Source organism: Pseudomonas sp. TSO6 (assembly GCF_056098905.1).
The window spans coordinates 104323-120815 of record NZ_JBLZWV010000034.1 but is presented as its reverse complement, the minus strand read 5'-3'; the positions used below and the strand labels follow the sequence as shown (position 1 = coordinate 120815).

Genomic DNA, 16493 nt, shown 5'->3' with positions numbered 1-16493 from the left:
TGTAGGGCTGGCGGTGGGATCTTCGCGGGCAAGCCCGCGAAGAGGCCCAGCCATACACAATGGCCAGGCCTTACCCATCAATCAGACCAGTACGCCCTGGCTGCGCAGGTAATCGTCGTAGGTGCCGCTGAAGTCCACCACGCCATCGGGCGACAGCTCGATGATGCGGGTAGCCAGCGACGATACGAACTCGCGGTCGTGGCTGACGAACAGCAGGGTGCCCGGGTAGTTTTCCAGCGCCAGGTTCAGCGCCTCGATCGATTCCATGTCCAGGTGGTTGGTAGGCTCGTCCATCACCAGCACGTTAGGCTTTTGCAGGATCAGCTTGCCGAACAGCATGCGGCCTTGCTCACCACCGGAAATGACCTTCACCGACTTGAGGATCTCGTCGTTGGAGAACAGCATGCGCCCCAGGGTGCCGCGGATAACCTGCTCGCCGGAGGTCCACTGGCCCATCCAGTCGAACAGGCTCAGGTCGTCTTCAAAATCGTGAGCGTGGTCCTGGGCGTAGTAGCCCACTTCGGCGCTGTCGGTCCATTTCACCGATCCGGCATCCGGGGTCATTTCGCCGACCAAGGTACGCAGCAGGGTAGTCTTGCCAATACCGTTGGGGCCGATGATCGCAACGCGCTCGCCCGCTTCGACGGTAATGTCGAAGTTCTTGAACAGCACCTTGTCGTCGAAGGCTTTCGCCATCTTCTCGACCACTACCGCCTGACGGTGCAGCTTTTTGGTCTGCTCGAAGCGGATGAACGGGCTGACACGGCTGGAAGGCTTGACCTCGGCCAGCTGGATCTTGTCGATCTGCTTGGCGCGCGAAGTCGCCTGCTTGGCCTTGGAGGCGTTGGCCGAGAAGCGGCTGACGAAGGTCTGCAGCTCTGCGATCTGTGCCTTTTTCTTGGCGTTGTCCGACAGCAATTGCTCGCGCGACTGGGTAGCCGCAGTCATGTACTCGTCATAGTTGCCCGGGAACAGGCGCAGCTCGCCGTAGTCCAGGTCGGCCATGTGGGTGCAGACGCTGTTGAGGAAGTGGCGGTCGTGGGAAATGATGATCATGGTGCTGTTACGCGCCGTGAGGATCGTTTCCAGCCAGCGGATGGTGTTGATATCCAGGTGGTTGGTCGGTTCGTCGAGCAGCAGCACGTCCGGGTCCGAGAACAATGCCTGGGCCAGCAGCACACGCAGCTTCCAGCCTGGCGCCACTTCGCTCATCGGGCCGAAGTGTTGCTCCAGGGGGATACCCAGGCCGAGCAGCAGTTCACCGGCGCGGGATTCGGCGGTGTAGCCGTCCATTTCGGCGAATTCGGTTTCCAGCTCGGCGACGGCCATGCCGTCTTCCTCGGTCATTTCCGGCAGCGAGTAGATACGATCGCGCTCGGCCTTGACTTTCCACAGCTGGCCGTGGCCCATGATCACGGTGTCGATCACGGTGAATTCTTCATAGGCGAACTGGTCCTGGCGCAGCTTGCCCAGGCGGGTGTTCGGCTCGAGCATGACCTGGCCACCGGAAGGCTCCAGGTCACCGCCGAGGATCTTCATGAAGGTCGACTTGCCGCAACCGTTGGCGCCGATCAGGCCGTAACGGTTGCCGTTGTTGAATTTTACGGAAACGTTTTCGAACAGCGGCTTGGAGCCGAACTGCATGGTGATGTTAGCGGTAGAAATCAAGTGCTTGTCCTGCGGGGGTTCCAGAGGTGTATTTAGGCCCTGTCGTCAGTCTTGGGCCAGTTTTGGGCCAATTCGACTCGGGGCGGCAGCTTCTCCAGCTCCCTCCAGTCCGAGGAGGAGCTGATCCATTTCGCGTAGGTAGAGAGCAACATCTCGACGCTGTGGCCAAGCTGGCTCGCGATGAACACGGGGTTCATCCCAGACATCAGGCACATGGTTGCGTAGGTGTGGCGGGTGTCGTACTGACGGCGTTCACGGATGTTCAGCGCCTTCAGCGCCGATTTGAATTGGCGGATTGTAACACTTGGTTCGTTGATCCACAGCCCACCTTTGCTCGGTTGGAACACGAAAGGGCTGTCGGGGTTAGCTGACTTGGAAGCCATGCGTCGAAGATTCGCGATCCGCCGCGGTCACGCTCATACCCACGGGCACCGGGTTCCTTATGGGCGGGCTGCTGTCAGACCAGCCGGCATTCATCTAAAGCGGCCTGCGTTGGCCTTGTCATCAGACCTGACGGTGGAATCGGTCACTGTGGCGAAGACGGTCGCTAACCAGCCGCTCCCACTCGCGCACTCTGGCCGCTTCTTCTGGCCACCTGGCGGCGATCTCTCGCAGCTCATCCTTCGCGCACATGATGCAGGGCATGCAGCCGACGCGGTTGCAGCCTGCAGATAGAGCGGGTTGGGCTTGATTCCTACTGCCCGGTGCGCTTTGAAAACTGCATCCACGGGCCTGACGGTAGTTGAACAGGCCGCCGCCGACTTCGTCGCACTCAGGTAAGTATCGCCTGCTCAGCGACTCTTCGGCTTGCACACCCTGCCCAGACAACACCAAGTTCTCGCCGGTCATCAGCGGCAAGAAGACGTCTTCGATGATCGGGTTGCTTAGTTGCTAGATGTAGACGCTTTCTCTGATGAGGTAAGCAAGTGTGAGTGCATCTGCGAAGTGAGCATCTCGATTCTTTCACTCATTTGCTTTGTTACTTCCGTGAGCTGTGTATTTTGCTCCAATAACTGCAGTATCTGCTGGCTGTGAATCTCTGCGTCCCGCTGCCGTCGTTGATTGGCCATGGCAATTGCCTCTCGATGTCGTGCGTCTGCTTCAGAGGTAGCTTTGTCACGGTCGGCTTGGCGAGTTTGGGCAAGAAGAATTAGAGGGGCCGCATAGGCCGCCTGCAGACTAAACGCTAGGTTCAATAGAATGAAAGGGTAAGGGTCGAACGCTGACAGCCCCGATAAGCTGATACCCATCCAAATAAGAACCACTACTGATTGAGACCCTAAGAACAATGGTGTGCCAAAGAAACGGGCGAAAGCTTCGGCTCTGCGGGCAAATGCATCATTACCAAAGGGATGGTGCATATGCTCATGGGCGCGATGAAACCTGAGATGGTCGGCGTCTTCAGGAGTTTCATGAGGGTTCGACTGATCAGAGGTTAACGGGTCCATTTGCTGGCTCCGTGGTGGTTTCTCATGTCCAGTCTAGACTAGCCCCCCAGCTTTCCCGGTAGGCGCCACCTTCAGCGCGCAGGCTTTATCGTTGAACGGGGAAGCGCTGGCTGACGGCACGGCGCCACGTTATCAGTGCTGTTGCTGGGTGGATGCTGGGAGCGCACATACCTCACCTCTCGTCCGTCAGAATTTTTACCGGTCAGGATTGACCGGGCAGCCGATGCCAGATTTACTGTATATACATACAGTTCGCATCGGACCTTCCACCATGACCATCACATTTTTGGGTACGCCAACCGGCGGAACCGAACTGCTTCCGCTGTATTCGTTTCACGTTCCGGCTGGTTTCCCTTCGCCTGCCGCGGACCATCTGGAAGGCCATATTTCCCTTGATGAGCTATTCGACCTTCGCGCACCTCATGTGTATCTGGTGAAAGTGGAGGGCGACAGCATGCAAGGGGCAGGGATCTACTCGGGTGACATCGTCATCGTCGACCGCGGTCGTGAGGCGGAGCATGGGGACATTGTCATCGCTGCAGTCAACAGCGAGCCCGTTTGCAAGCGTCTGCATCGTCGCGATGGCGTGGTAATCCTGAAATCTGAAAATCCCGCCTACCCGGCACGGTACATCATGGAAGGCGACGAGCTCGTTGTCTGGGGCGTTGTGCGTTACAGCGTTCGCGACCATGCGCAGTGATCAGGTATTCGCGCTGATCGACTGCAACTCGTTCTACGCGAGCTGCGAGCGCGTGTTTCGGCCCGACCTGGCCAAAACCCCGATCGTCGTGTTGAGCAACAACGACGGCTGCGTGATCGCCAGGTCATACGACGCGAAGCCCTTCGTGAAGATGGGCGAGCCGTACTTTCAAGTGAAGGAAAAGCTGCGCCGGCACGGCATCAAGGCTTTCAGCAGCAACTATGCGTTGTACGGCGACATGAGCGAGCGTGTCATGACCCTGATCGATTCGATGGTGCCGGCCACTGAGATCTACAGCATCGACGAGTGCTTCGCTGATCTGTCCGGAGTACAGGAAAACCTGACCCAGTTCGGACGCAAGATGCGGTCCAGGATCTTCCAGTGCACCGGTATCCCCGTCGGTGTCGGTATCGCCGGCACAAAGACGCTCGCCAAGCTGGCCAATCATACGGCGAAGTGCCTGCAGGCGCAGACCGGGGGGGTGGTCGACATTACCGATCCGTTCAAGCGCGATTGGGTGCTGCGCAACACCGAAGTTAAAGAGGTATGGGGCATCGGGCGGCGGATGACCGCCCACCTCGAGGCGATGGGCATTCACACGGCAATGGATCTGGCCAAGGCTGATGCCTGGACGCTGCGGCAGAAATTCAGTGTGGTGGTGGAGAAGACTGCCCGCGAGCTCGCAGGCACGCCGTGCCTGGAACTGGACGACCCCGACCCCCCGAAGCAGGAAATCTGCTGCAGCCGGATGTTCGGCAAGCGGCTGACAGAGCTGGCGCCCATCAAGCAGGCAGTGGCCACTTACGTCGGCCGAGCAACGGAAAAACTCCGCGCCCAAGGCTCAGTGTGCAAGCGCATGCGTGTGAGCATTCGCACCGGCATGTTCAACCCGGATGAGGCGCACCACGCACAGGGCGCGTTGGTGGAGCTGCCATACCCCACCTGCGACACGCTGCTGATGACCCGACTGGCCACCGATGCGGTCGGGCGAATCTTCAGGCCAGGGTTTCGCTACAGCAAGGCAGAAGTGCTGCTGATGGACCTGCGGCAACCAGGTGATTTTTCAGAGGACTTGTTTGCGCTCAAACAGTCAGTGGCATGTGATCGACTGATGCAGGTGATGGATGACATCAACGGGCGCTGGGGGAGGGGGACGATGCGAGCCGCCAGCGTGCCGGCATCCCCGGACTGGGGGATGAGGAGGGAGATGATGAGCCAATCCTATACGACGCGGATCGATCAGCTCTGGACGGTCAAATGTTAAGCCTGCCATCGGCGTGGCTGGACGAGCTGAGCGAATGGCCTTGCCGGAGGTTATGGCAGATGGACAGCTAACCCGGGAGTAATCAGACCGTTGGCAATGGCACTGGCTTCAAGCTTCGCATGCTCTGCGTTCAGAAAGACATACGCGGCTTGAAGCGTGGCGATCTTCGCTTGAATTTCGGTCATCTTGCTGGCGACCAAGGCTGCGCCTTGCGCGCAATCGATCTTGTTACCTCGCTTGGCTGCAAGAATTTCTCCAATCTCAGCGAGGGAAAAACCGCCACACGATCGTTCATCCTGCTACGGTGTGCGGCCACAGCGAGAGTGGTCACATCCTGGAAGGGCAGCCTCTGGTCGCGCTCGTTCGAAATCTGGCACAAGGTCGGTTCAAAGCGGTCCCCGGCTCCCCCAGGCACTGGCTGCCATTAGTCAGCGTTGACTACTTGGTGGCGATGATGACCTGTGTGGCGTTCGACCCCTCGATGGCCAACCGTCAGGCGCTGGCGCTGCATGAACACACATCGAGCCTGCAGGGGATGCTTGAGCAGATCGCAAAAACGCTGGAGGTCAAGGCGCCACGCCGGCATGTACCGATAAGGTTGCTCAGGTGGCTTTTGGCGATTCCCGGGCTGGAAGCACGGTTTGCGATCAGTGCCGAGTCATTGGACTTTATCCAGACGCAGCGCTTCGACATGAGTGATAGCGAGCAACTGGAGCGCAAGTATCAGTTAATACATCCCGATATGGCGCGCACGTTGGACAAGACGGTGCAATACGTCAAGGATCACTTTCTCCACTGAGGCAGGCCAGTGGTAATGGCTTAAAGCAATACGTGTGACAGCGAGCTCGCGTTCGACGCGCGTGGCCCTATATCAACAAGACCTCGCCATACTCTAAAGACCCCGTGACAAGGAATGTATTAAATAGCGGAATACTGGCGCGATGATGGTATTTTATCCACGCTGGATGATGGGTCAGGTTAGAGATTCAGCTCTATTGAGACGCTGCGCAAGCGCCACAGCAGGCGGCCTGCTGCAGTAGTATGCGTAAGGTCCTCTATCGGAAAAGGGTGAGTGTGTTGAAGGGAGTTCAGATGGCATTTAGAGCGTTTGCGGTTGTCGGTCTCTGTTCGGCCATGTTCCAGCCAGCCCTTGCGGGCGACGACAAAAACAGGGTGTTCGTCGCCAAACGATGGTACACGGAGTCCTACGTCAGGGAGTACATCGAAAAAAATCATCCCTCGATATTCAGAGATATTTTTAGCAAGCAAATGTCCTATAACTTTGCCGCTGACGGGCCCCCGCCTGGTATGGAAGCTTACAACTATTACGCCAAGCCCAAGTCGATTCGAGAGGGGGATTCTTTAAGGTGGAAGGCTGCAGGCAGTGGCAGGAGCCTGGAGGCTGAGCTTGATAAGCTGTGTGTGCTTGAAGTGTCCGGGGCATTGGCAAGGTTGAAGGGGTGGATAAGGAATACTGTACGGATGCGGGAGGTAAAACCTCAAAAGGGCGATCTGGATCATGTCATAGTCGCCGGCGTTCGGTCGGGCCGGCTCAGTCGCGCGCCCTTGAATCTGGATCAAAGCAACAAAAATTCAATCTCTCCGATTCCTCCTGAAGGCCCGGGGCGGCTTCTCTGCAATCTCTATACAACGAGAAAAAGCAATGAGGTGATCTACCAGGCATCTGTGGCGCTTACTGCAGAGGGTTTCTACTATGGTCCGGGGCGATAGGTGATGGCGGCCAGCGCTGATCTGGGCTATTGCTTCGATCTCGGTCAATCCATTGGAGATGTGTGAGATGAAACGCTTATTACTGGGTGCTTTGCTGGTAGCGTCGGGCGCTGCCCAGGCCGGGATTCCATTGTTGAACGAAACGTGCCCCGGCAACATCGAGGTCCATGCCGACAAGGGCGGGCCGATCTATATCAATGGCAAGGAAGGCAAGCTGAAGAAGTTCAACGATAACTACTTCGAAGCCAAAGGCAGCGGGGTGACGGTTTCACTGTCGATAAACCCCGACGGTTCGCCCGATGTCTCGTATACCGGCAAGAACAAAGCCAACGGGGTGTGCCAGGTCAAGGCGTCGTAGAAGGCCGCCACGCATGAGTGCAGTGGTAGCGGTTGGATGCGGTTCGATGCTGGAACGGTAATTGCTGTGACCCTGAGACATTGACCTCGCGGAGAGCGCCGAAATGACTCAGGATGACCGCTATTACATGGTTTTCGTTGTGGCTGCTGTGCTGGTACTGGATCTGGTAGCAACCCTGGTGTTTCTCAAGGCCATTGCCTGACCCCGAAAGTGGGCACGGTAATACTCGGAGTTGGGGTCATTTGCCGTCGCTTATGCCCATCCGACTGTGACATACCCGAGCCCTTGCATCCTGAACCCATATAGCAAACAACCCTATGGCACGGTTGCTATTGAGCAGTAACATGGGGTCACGAAAACTAAAAAATGGGCGTGCTACTTGGCAACACTTTCCAGGTTCTCGATGGGGGAGCAGGAGTGTGTCGCGTGAAGCGTTCAAGATCGGGAGCAGGTGCATTGCTTGTGTCCACCTTCGCCGCAGTGTTCATGGCAGGTTGCGCACAAACCCCTGACGTACGTGACGGGCATGATTATACCTCTGGCACCACCGCGAAAAGCCCACCGGCGTATCTGGGGTGCGTGAAGGGGGAACTTCCAGGGAATGTGAAAACCTACGAGGTCGACAGCGATAATTCGGTCAGGCTGTTCATCGAAAGCACCGATCCCACCAAGGCAGGTGGCCTTGTGGAGCTGCGCAGTACAGGAGGCCAGCACCAGTTCACGGCCTATCAACGTGATGCCTGGTACGACCATGGCCGGTTGTTGGATGCCGCGTTGATGTGTTCAAAAGCATGATGCAATGACCCCTCTACACTAAAAGCCCGCCATCGAAAGCGGGTTTTTTGTGTAGGGACGTCAGCATGATTTCCGCCCAACGCGCTGTATGCAGGTTCACCGGCAAATTTCAAGAACTGGCTGGAGCCGCGCCTGTTTTGCATTTGCCTGCCTTGACCGCGATAATTCACGCATTTGGATGGAGAACAGTGGGTGGAAGCTAGAAGCGTTGTCGCCGAAATGTTCATTGGGATCCCGACGCATTTCTGGGTGTTGCCCGTTGCCGGCCTGGTTGCATACTTCGGCCTGAAATGGTCCGCCAGATTCAGCAGTCGTAGCACCCTGCTGCAAGCCTCGACTTACCTGTTGTTGCTGGCCCTGGCGGTGTTACCCAACGGCTTTTATGCCCTGTTTCCACCGGCGCCCGACCCGGATGTGCTGTTGAATCACGCGCCATTGCCCAACTATGCGGGGCGCTTTTACCTGGATGCGTTCTACGTGTTCAGTGGTTGGGCGCTGAGCAAAGTGGCGAAGCTCAAGTTCAGCTGACTGGTTGCCCGGGCACCTGACGCGAAGCAGTCACCTGCTTCGCTTATCATCAAGCGCCTTTGATATCGTCGATTTTCGCAGCCACAGAGCGCAACTCGTCCGCAACCACATCGATGGACCGGATGTGCGCCGTGACATCGATCTCGCGCTGTGAACCTCGCGCCTCCATGAACCGGGCGTGGCCGCTCATGGCCTGACTGAGTTTTTCCAGATGATCGGCTGTTCGGACCAGATCCGACTTGATGCTGTTAAGCGTCTCCATGGTGCTAAAGGCCTTCCTTGCTATCGCTTCATCGGTCCCGTGAGCATCGCCTCAGGGCCGGGTGAAACGCAACAGATTTGTGGAAGGCCCCTCCTGGCCCGGGCTCTGAAAAGCTTGTGCGATCCCTGCAGTGGCGTCGGAGGTTTCAGCTTTTTTCCTGCACCTGCAGTACCGAACCCTTGTCGTCGGTCACCAGCAATCCGCTGGTGTGAGTGCCGTCTGATTGCTGCTCGGCAAGTGGCACGTCCGAGGAGCGAAGGATGCTGCAGGCCTGTTCACCGGTTTTAAGTGTGACCAGCTTGCCATGCTGATAGAAGAGTTGCGTGGTGTTGGCGTTCTTTTGCATGGTGTGTAGTCCCTGGCCGAGTCGCGGTGTGATGCCCCATTGGCAGGTTCACTTTCTCAGCGTTCAGCCGGCCATGCTACTGGCAGAAATATCAGGTGCTCTGTATGCCACCCGTTCAGGCTTCGTCCGGCAACCGCCCTGGGCTGAAGAAAAACGAGGCCACCACCACCGCCGTGATCACGCCTGTAGCATCTGCAAGAAACAGCAGCAAAGCACTGGTATCACCCTGCGCCAAGTGTTTGCCTAGCGCAAAATCCACACCATGCGGGCATGCGGCGAGCATGAGCAGCATGGCGGCCAGCAGGCCAGAAAGCAGCTTCATGTAGGCCCTGCCGAATGCCAGGCCATAAGCCCAGAACACGAAAATACAGAGCACGGCGAGGCCGGTGGAGGTTGCATATTGGGCGAGTAGTTCCAGCCACCAGAGCATGGGATTCTCCTGAGTAAAGCCGGCCGGTGATACCGTGGCCTGATGTTAATCAGAAGCAGGGCAGAATGAATTCGTTCCTTGGGTCACAACAATTAATTGCTGTTTCCCGGCGTTGTTAAACAAGCCGCGATGTGGCCGTGGTATCGCTGGGGCGTTGTTGCTGTGTCAATTTCGCGAAAAGTCAGCCGCAAGACCTTGGTTGATTAGAAACTCGGCGCAACCCTCGCTAGAATGCAGCGTATCCCTGACGGCCAATTGCAAATGCCTACTTTTCGTATCTTCATCGCTTCTGCGTTAGTTGCCACTCTTGCCGGCTGCGCAACGCCCGGCAAACCCACTGCCAGCAAGCTGACCAACAAATCACCGCAGCAGTACGCTGCCTGTGTCCTGCCCAAGTGGCAGGCCTTGGCACCCCAGGCCACACAGAAGTCGATTGCCCACGGTTACCGGCTAACGGCATCCAGTGCGGTGGCAAGTGACGATGTGCTGGACGTGGTCGACGCTCGCGAGGGCAGCCGCGCGACCTTCTACAAGGGCAGCTTCCTGTCTGGCGACAAATTGCGCCAGGCGGCCAAGGAATGCCTGGACTGAATCGGTACCCGCGAGCCTGGGCCCCTTTGCGCCCCGGTCGCGCCACAAGACCGTTGCTGCAGCGGGGCATGTACTGTCCGGCGTTCAGCGCTCCCGCATGAAGAAACCGGCGACGAACTTGCGGAAGGTTTCCAGGCTCTTGAAGTCGGCGTAGCGCTTGAAGTTTTCGGTGTCCGGCTCTGGCCCGATGGGCTGTTCCAGTAGCGACACTGACAACACCCTGTCCTGGTCCGAGGTCAGCACCAGCTCATCCATCACCTGGCCGCCGATCACTGGCCGGCGCATCTGCACCTTGACGCCTTTGCTGGCCATCCAGTCGATCAACGACACCAGGGCCTTGAGCGGTTCGCGCTCTTCATCGCGATACACCGGGAACAGATGCGAACGGGACAGCACCGGCACGCTGGCCACGTGGATCAGCTCATAGAAATGGCTCCCGGCGCTGGTCGGCGAGTAGATCATCAGCGCCAGCAACGGCCCGGTGGTACGGCTACCGCCCCAGTACAGGTGGTGCCCCTGGAAGTCGAAGCCGTCTTCACTGCGGTTGTTGAACAGCTTGCGCCCTTTGATCTGGTCGACGCAGTCCAGCATCAGCCCATGGCGGCGATGGTTGCCGAACACGGTGGCTTCGCGCAGGCGGGACTTGAGCATCATCATGTGCTTCATGTCCAGCCGGGTTTCCAGGTAGTTGCTGGCAGGTACCCGTTCCAGCAGCGGGTAGCGGCTGGCCACGCTGCGCAATTCGGCAAACTGCGTGGTCAAGTCTTTTTTCAAGTGGGTGGCGTAGAGATTGAGGCCACTGGTTTCGATCCAGGTCAGCAACAGCGACAGCAAGCGCTGCTGTTCGCGCCGCTCGTTACCATCACTGGTGGCACTGGCGTTACCGGCGCGGAAGTCACCAATCAGGCGCAACGGCGTGTCGGGCGGTAGCCAGGCGGCGGGTGGCGCAGGGTCGTCTTCGCGCTCGGAGGCCTCCCGCTCGTCCTTGGTGAACGGGCAGCCAGGCGCGTGCTCGGCGGTGCCTGGGTTGTTCTTGAGGAACAAGGTGCCGGTGCTGCCGTTAAGGGTGACATTGAGCACTGGCAAGGCGTCTTTGCGGCAGTCACAGGCCAGCCACTGGTTGGCGTTGCGCACCTTCATCAGTAGCTGGTTGGCCTGCAGCAGGCGTGGGCCGACGAGGCTGCCGGTAGCAAAGCCGACCAGCAGCTCCTCTTCGGCGGAGGTCAGGCTGCGCACCTGCGCAGCGGTTTTGTCGATGATTCGCATGAAGCAGCTCCAGGCTACGAGCCTCAAGCTTCAAGCAAAGTCGCGCCGCTTTCAACTTGCCGCTGGGTTACCACCGAACATCTTCGCGGCGCGGGCACGAATTTCATCAGGGCTCAGGTCCTCCTTATGGGTGGAGACGAACCAGATATTGCCGAACGGGTCCTTCAGGGTGCCGCTACGGTCGCCGTAGAACTGGTCGGTCAAGGGGTGCAACTGGGTGCCGCCAGCCGCCAGGGCCTGGGCGTATACCTTGTCGCAGTCCTCGACATACAGGTGCAGGCCCACGCCTGCGCCACTGAGCTTCTGGCTGGCGGTAAGGCCGCCCTCCATGTCGCAGGGGTCGCCCAGCATCAGCGACGAGTCACCGATCCTCAATTCGGCATGGCCCACGCGCCCACCAGGGGCATCGAGGCGGAACATCTCGACCGCACCAAAGGCCTCCTTGTAGAACTCGATGGCTTTGGCGGCGTCGTTGATGGCCAGGTAGGGGGTGATGCTGTGCTGGCCTTCCGGGATGGGTTTGACTGCCATGTTCGACTCTCCTTTGCGGTGGGCGCCGGAGGGCGCCCTGTTGCTTAGAGTCGTTTGCGCCGATGGAAAATCGACAATGGTGCTAGATCGATTTTCTATAAGTGCGGCCGTCAGAAGATGTAGTCGGTGGTCAGGAAGCTCGATTGGCGGTTACGGATGATTTCGCTGATCAGTGCCTTGTTGGCCTCCTGGAAGCGGGTGGCGACCAGGGTGCGGATAGAGAAGACACGCAAGGCGTCATGTACCGACAGGGTGCCTTCGGCGCTGTTCTTGCGGCCGTTGAACGGGTAGGTGTCCGGGCCGCGCTGGCATTGTGCATTGATGTTGATGCGCCCCACCTGGTTGGCGAAGATGTCGACCAGGCTGCCGATGGTCGCCGGGTCGTTGCCGAACAGGCTCAGCTGCTGGCCGTAGTCGGAGTCCAGCACGTAGTCGATGACGGTTTGCAGGTCGCGATATGGCACTACGGGTACCAGGGGGCCGAACTGCTCCTCGTGGTACACGCGCATTTCGTGGTTCACCGGGTACAAAAGGGCCGGGTAGAAGAACGACCCGCGGCTTTGCCCGCCACCTTCGTTCAGCACGCGCGCGCCCTTGGCTGTGGCATCAGCGACCAGGCCGTCGAGGTAGTCGACTTTGCCGGGCTCCGGCAATGGCGTCAGCGCGACGCCCGGTTCCCAGGGCATGCCGGGCTTGAGCGCGGCCAGTTTGCGCTGGAACTTGTCGAGGAAGGCGTCGACCACGTCCTCGTGGACGAACAGGATCTTCAGTGCCGTGCAGCGCTGGCCGTTGAACGACAGCGCGCCGGTAACCGCTTCTTCGACGGCGTTGTCGAGGTCGACCTGGGGCAGCACGATCCCCGGGTTCTTGGCATCCAGGCCCAGTGCGGCGCGCAGGCGGTGGGGGCGTGGGTGCAGCTTTTTAAGGTCGCTGGCAGCCTTGTGTGTACCGATGAAGGCGAACACATCGACGTTGCCGCTGGCCATCAGCGCGCTCACCGTCTCCCGGCCGCGGCCATAGATCACGTTGATCACACCCGGCGGGAAGCTGTCACGGAAGGCTTCGAGCAACGGTCGGATCAGCAGCACACCGAACTTGGCCGGCTTGAACACTACGGTGTTGCCCATGATCAGCGCCGGGATCAGCGTGGTGAAGGTTTCGTTCAGTGGGTAATTGTAGGGCCCCATGCACAATGCCACGCCCAGGGGCGCGCGGCGGATCTGGCCGAGGGTGCCCTGTTCCAGCTCGAAGCGGCTGGAGCGGCGGTCGAGGTCCTTGAGAGCGTTGATGGTGTCGACGATGTAGTCGCAGGTGCGGTCGAATTCCTTTTCCGAATCCTTGAGGTTCTTGCCGATCTCCCACATCAGCAGCTTGACCACCGCCTGGCGCTGCTCGCGCATGCGTGCCAGGAAGGTTTCGACATGCTGGATACGCTCGGCCACTCGCATGTTCGGCCAGGCACCGCGGCCCTTGTCGTAGGCCTGTACGGCGGCGTCGAGGGCGGTGAGGGCGGTGTCGGCATCGAGCAGCGGTGCGCTGCCCAGCACCACCTGGCGTTCATCAGCACCCTCCTTGAGCCATACCGGACTGCGTACCGTGGCCAAGGGGCCGTCCCAGCGCCTGAGCTCGCCGTTCACCAGGTAATCTCGTTGTTCCAGAGGGGCTCCCAGGCGCCAGGTTTCCGGGATGTTCTCGGCGCTGGGGAAGAGTGAATCGAGCAGACGGTCCATAGGTACTGCACCTCACATTGCGGGGCTGGTTTCAAGCCGGGTGAATCGCTTCAGCTGCGAGCATGCACCGGCCGCCGGAAAAACACCAGTCTGGCTCAAGCGGGCCGTGTGTGCTTGCCAAATGAGCCAGCAGGCACCTTGTAAGGCGTTCAGGCAGTTTGACGTTTCTTTTATGCAAAGAAGATATCAAATGCTAATTATCAATAGCCAGGTGGTAATGGAATGCCATGTGTGTCGGCACGCTTATAGCCAACTTGCGATTGGCGAGGGTTTTCACGCAGGAAATTTGACGCCATCAAACTTGATCTAAAGTCAGCCAGAAGCCGCTTGCCAAAGCGTTTGCAGGCATCTTAAATTGTTACTGGATGTGATAGGCAAGTTTCACGGCAAACTATAAAAATCAAAGCGTTAAGTGTTTTTGCTGATTTTTTCTCTTTTTCAGATAGACCATAGAGCACTTCAAAGGACGTCGAAGAAGAAATGAAAGAGACCTTGACGGCTGTGGCGCGAAAGCTCCTGTCACCCTCCATGCGCTACGAAATGAGGCTGCTGGCCAGCAAAATTCGGGAAACGGCGGCGCGTGCCTGTTTCTGGCGTTGGGAAGTAGCCAGGTTTCGGCTACAGCAGGAAAGCCCTTACGAAATCCTCTACATCGGCCGCAAGCAACAGCGGGAAATGGCCAAGCTGCTGATCGGTGGCAAGGGCCAGGGCAGCGCTTCTATCGTGGACAGTGCAAGTGCAACGGCGGCTGCCAACCATGTCGTGGTAATCAGCGAAATGCCCTCGTCGGGGGCGCTGTCAGTGCCTCATTACCTGAGCGCCGTAGTGCCGCTGGGCCGCTCGCTGGAGGACATCACGGCGCGCTACGACAGCGAACTGCGGCGCAGTATTCGCAAGAATCGCCCGCTGTACCAGATGCGTCAGGCCCTCTCGGACGACGAGATCGCCATGGCAGACCGTGAGCTGCTGCGCCCCTATGCCACGGCCAGGCAGGGTATCCATGCTGCGCAGTTCCCCACGGAAGAAGTGTTCCGCATTGCCAAAAACGTCGGCAGGCTCGACCTGATCACGCTGGGTGACGAAGTGATCGGCTGCCATTTGGGTTGCGAAGTGGTACGCGGTGGCAAGCGCTACTGGAGCACGTTGCGTTTCGGCTATTGCGAGGCGGTGTTCAGTGATGCCAAGAGGTTGCGCGAGGTCAATTCGATTACCACTTTCATGGCGCTTGAATGGGCCTTGGAGCAGGGCTTCGATTATTACGACATCGGCCTGTGCCTGGCGCGCCCGGACGACGGTCTGCTGAAATGGAAGCGCCGTCGCGGGGGGGACATCGACTCTTTGGGCAACCATGCCTACCTGTTTGTTCGCCTGCCCAAGACTGGTACGGCGAAGTTCTTGTGGGATACCCCGATGTTTGCAGTGGAGGGCGACAAACTCACGCTGCACCTGGGGTTGCCGGATGGCCCGAGCGATGAGGAGGTTGCCAGCCGTTACCACGAAATGGTGTTTGGCGGCCTGCACAAGATTTATCTCTACGGTGGCAGAAGTGCGGGTGAACCGTTCGTGGAAACCCTGCGCAGCCGTTACGCCAGCCTGCAGTCGCCGCCCACGATGGAAAGAGTCACATGCAACTGAGTGGTTGCCAGGGATGCATTGATCTGGCGCTTGACGCCAGGGTTTAGACTTCGTCATCAGGGGAGGACGCTTCATGGGAAGCGACATCTCGCAGTTCAGTGCATCGCCCGAAACCAAGCAGCACACGTGGACGTTGGCCGCCTACCGCTACATGGCGCGCAAGCGGCTGGGCAAGAACACGGCCCTCGACCTCAAGAGCATCGCCACCAAGAGTTGGGACATTGCCCCGGGCGAAACCACGGTGTCGCCGCCGGCCATTTTCCTGCCTGGCCAGATGGAGCGGGTCATGGGCTGGGAGGGCAAGCGTTTTTACCCCTACGTGCACCCCGCTCGCACCATGGAGGGCGGCATCAGCACGCTACAAGGGCCAACCCGCGGCTACCTGATCAAGAATGTGTGGCTGGTCGATGGCGCGTTGTACAAGGGCAAGGCCAGCCACTGGCTGTCGCTGAAACCGAGCACCTTCCCGACCATCATCGTTGACAACGAAATAGACCGCGGGGCCATATATTGCACGCAAAACGGCAACTCGTGGTTCGGCACCTGGCTGATGGAAGATTGCCCGACCTATGCGCTGGCCTGTAACGAGGGCATACCGGTGACCACCGCGCCATCGGCCCGGTACCCGCTGTTCACCCAGGCGCCGGCCTACGAAGACTGGCTGGGCATGAAGCCGGTGCGCCTGCGCAGTGCTTTTTTCCGTGAGCTGGTGCTGTTCGATGACCAGAGCAACAATCGCAGCCGGCATGCCCGCTATCGGGCCATGGGTGACAAACTGCTGTCGCACGTGCCGCATGCCCCGCATCCTGGCGTATTCCTGCTGCGCGGCGGTGACGGTGACCTGCGCCTGTTGCGCAACGAGCTGGAGCTTGCCGAGCACCTGCGTGTGACCCGTGGTTTTCGCATCGTCAATCCGCTGAAGTCCGACGTGCCGAGTATTGTTGCGGCCTGTGCCGGGGCCAGAGTGGTCATCGGCGTGGAGGGCAGCCAGTTGGTGCACGGGGTGAATGTGCTTCAGCCTGGGGGCTGCCTGCTGACCTTGCAGCCGCCGAACCGTTTTGTCAGCTACTACAAGTACCTGACGGATCGTGACTACCAGCATTTTGGCTTTGTGGTCGGCATACCGGAGGGTGATGGCTTCGTGATTGATATCGGTGAGGTGGAGCGGACGCTGGACCTGTTTCCACAGGTAAACGTGTAGTATCGGTGC

Annotated in this window: 19 protein-coding genes and 1 pseudogene; 10 read left to right on the top strand and 10 right to left on the bottom strand. The window is 58.9% G+C overall.

Features of this window, described 5'->3' with window-relative positions; all coding sequences use genetic code 11:
- Nucleotides 1-81 precede the first annotated feature (81 nt).
- From ACN6NG_RS15625 to ACN6NG_RS15615, 3 genes are all read right to left on the bottom strand, one after another.
- The gene (locus tag ACN6NG_RS15625; RefSeq protein WP_012272468.1) at nt 82-1668 is read right to left on the bottom strand and encodes an ABC-F family ATPase; all 1587 of its coding nucleotides are present in this window, start codon (nt 1666-1668) and stop codon (nt 82-84) included.
- Between the two features lie 32 nt (nt 1669-1700).
- Nucleotides 1701-2051 carry a site-specific integrase gene (locus ACN6NG_RS15620; RefSeq protein ID WP_240979213.1) on the bottom strand — a complete coding sequence of 117 codons (351 nt, stop codon included), beginning with the start codon at nt 2049-2051 and terminating at the stop codon, nt 1701-1703.
- Nucleotides 2052-2552: 501 nt separating this feature from the next.
- Nucleotides 2553-3116, bottom strand: coding sequence for a DUF1003 domain-containing protein (locus tag ACN6NG_RS15615; RefSeq protein ID WP_197897769.1), 564 nt, complete (start codon nt 3114-3116; stop codon nt 2553-2555).
- Between the two features lie 271 nt (nt 3117-3387).
- Here ACN6NG_RS15615 and ACN6NG_RS15610 point away from each other — a divergent pair, with 271 nt between their 5' ends.
- Both ACN6NG_RS15610 and ACN6NG_RS15605 read left to right on the top strand, forming a co-directional pair.
- Nucleotides 3388-3816: a LexA family protein gene (locus ACN6NG_RS15610; protein WP_059396000.1), complete on the top strand. Its 429-nt coding sequence runs from the start codon at nt 3388-3390 to the stop codon at nt 3814-3816.
- A complete protein-coding gene (locus ACN6NG_RS15605) occupies nt 3806-5080 on the top strand; it encodes a Y-family DNA polymerase (protein WP_063423530.1) in 1275 nt (424 codons plus the stop codon). Before ACN6NG_RS15610 ends, ACN6NG_RS15605 begins: the two co-directional genes overlap by 11 nt.
- A 50-nt stretch (nt 5081-5130) precedes the next feature.
- On the opposite strand, the pseudogene ACN6NG_RS15600 reads toward ACN6NG_RS15605, so the two are convergent.
- Nucleotides 5131-5361: pseudogene (locus ACN6NG_RS15600) on the bottom strand (MerR family DNA-binding protein); the annotation flags it as partial.
- Between the two features lie 164 nt (nt 5362-5525).
- Here ACN6NG_RS15600 and ACN6NG_RS15595 point away from each other — a divergent pair.
- The 5 genes from ACN6NG_RS15595 (at nt 5526) to ACN6NG_RS15575 (ending at nt 8492) form a co-directional block, all read left to right on the top strand.
- Nucleotides 5526-5879 (top strand): hypothetical protein, encoded by a 354-nt coding sequence (locus ACN6NG_RS15595; RefSeq protein WP_232251783.1) that lies wholly within the window; start codon nt 5526-5528, stop codon nt 5877-5879.
- Nucleotides 5880-6121: 242 nt separating this feature from the next.
- Complete coding sequence (locus ACN6NG_RS15590) at nt 6122-6811, top strand: hypothetical protein (RefSeq protein ID WP_474314947.1); 690 nt, start codon at nt 6122-6124, stop codon at nt 6809-6811.
- Nucleotides 6812-6878: 67 nt separating this feature from the next.
- Nucleotides 6879-7169 (top strand): hypothetical protein, encoded by a 291-nt coding sequence (locus tag ACN6NG_RS15585; RefSeq protein ID WP_474314945.1) that lies wholly within the window; start codon nt 6879-6881, stop codon nt 7167-7169.
- 426 nt (nt 7170-7595) lie between these two features.
- Nucleotides 7596-7964, top strand: coding sequence for a hypothetical protein (locus tag ACN6NG_RS15580; RefSeq protein WP_353455694.1), 369 nt, complete (start codon nt 7596-7598; stop codon nt 7962-7964).
- Nucleotides 7965-8183: 219 nt separating this feature from the next.
- Complete coding sequence (locus tag ACN6NG_RS15575; protein ID WP_041167748.1) at nt 8184-8492, top strand: hypothetical protein; 309 nt, start codon at nt 8184-8186, stop codon at nt 8490-8492.
- Between the two features lie 49 nt (nt 8493-8541).
- Here ACN6NG_RS15575 and ACN6NG_RS15570 read toward each other — a convergent pair whose 3' ends face one another.
- The 3 genes from ACN6NG_RS15570 to ACN6NG_RS15560 all read right to left on the bottom strand — a co-directional run bounded on the left by ACN6NG_RS15570 (nt 8542) and on the right by ACN6NG_RS15560 (nt 9530).
- A complete protein-coding gene (locus ACN6NG_RS15570; protein WP_049276428.1) occupies nt 8542-8754 on the bottom strand; it encodes a hypothetical protein in 213 nt (70 codons plus the stop codon).
- Between the two features lie 145 nt (nt 8755-8899).
- On the bottom strand, nt 8900-9100 hold the full coding sequence (locus tag ACN6NG_RS15565) for a hypothetical protein (protein ID WP_063423522.1): 201 nt from the start codon (nt 9098-9100) through the stop codon (nt 8900-8902).
- A gap of 115 nt (nt 9101-9215) precedes the next feature.
- On the bottom strand, nt 9216-9530 hold the full coding sequence (locus ACN6NG_RS15560) for a hypothetical protein (protein ID WP_063423520.1): 315 nt from the start codon (nt 9528-9530) through the stop codon (nt 9216-9218).
- A gap of 231 nt (nt 9531-9761) precedes the next feature.
- On the opposite strand from ACN6NG_RS15560, the gene ACN6NG_RS15555 reads away from it, so the two are divergent.
- Complete coding sequence (locus ACN6NG_RS15555; protein WP_063423518.1) at nt 9762-10121, top strand: hypothetical protein; 360 nt, start codon at nt 9762-9764, stop codon at nt 10119-10121.
- An 84-nt stretch (nt 10122-10205) separates the two neighbouring features.
- On the opposite strand, the gene ACN6NG_RS15550 is transcribed toward ACN6NG_RS15555, so the two are convergent.
- The 3 genes from ACN6NG_RS15550 to ACN6NG_RS15540 form a co-directional block, all read right to left on the bottom strand.
- The gene (locus ACN6NG_RS15550) at nt 10206-11387 is read right to left on the bottom strand and encodes a hypothetical protein (RefSeq protein WP_474314942.1); all 1182 of its coding nucleotides are present in this window, start codon (nt 11385-11387) and stop codon (nt 10206-10208) included.
- A gap of 51 nt (nt 11388-11438) precedes the next feature.
- Nucleotides 11439-11918, bottom strand: coding sequence for a VOC family protein (locus ACN6NG_RS15545; RefSeq protein ID WP_016499924.1), 480 nt, complete (start codon nt 11916-11918; stop codon nt 11439-11441).
- A 110-nt stretch (nt 11919-12028) separates the two neighbouring features.
- Complete coding sequence (locus ACN6NG_RS15540) at nt 12029-13648, bottom strand: NADP-dependent glyceraldehyde-3-phosphate dehydrogenase (protein WP_049276423.1); 1620 nt, start codon at nt 13646-13648, stop codon at nt 12029-12031.
- Between the two features lie 480 nt (nt 13649-14128).
- On the opposite strand from ACN6NG_RS15540, the gene ACN6NG_RS15535 reads away from it, so the two are divergent.
- Nucleotides 14129-15283: a hypothetical protein gene (locus ACN6NG_RS15535; RefSeq protein WP_474314939.1), complete on the top strand. Its 1155-nt coding sequence runs from the start codon at nt 14129-14131 to the stop codon at nt 15281-15283.
- A gap of 73 nt (nt 15284-15356) precedes the next feature.
- Complete coding sequence (locus tag ACN6NG_RS15530; protein ID WP_063423510.1) at nt 15357-16484, top strand: glycosyltransferase 61 family protein; 1128 nt, start codon at nt 15357-15359, stop codon at nt 16482-16484.
- Nucleotides 16485-16493 lie beyond the last annotated feature (9 nt).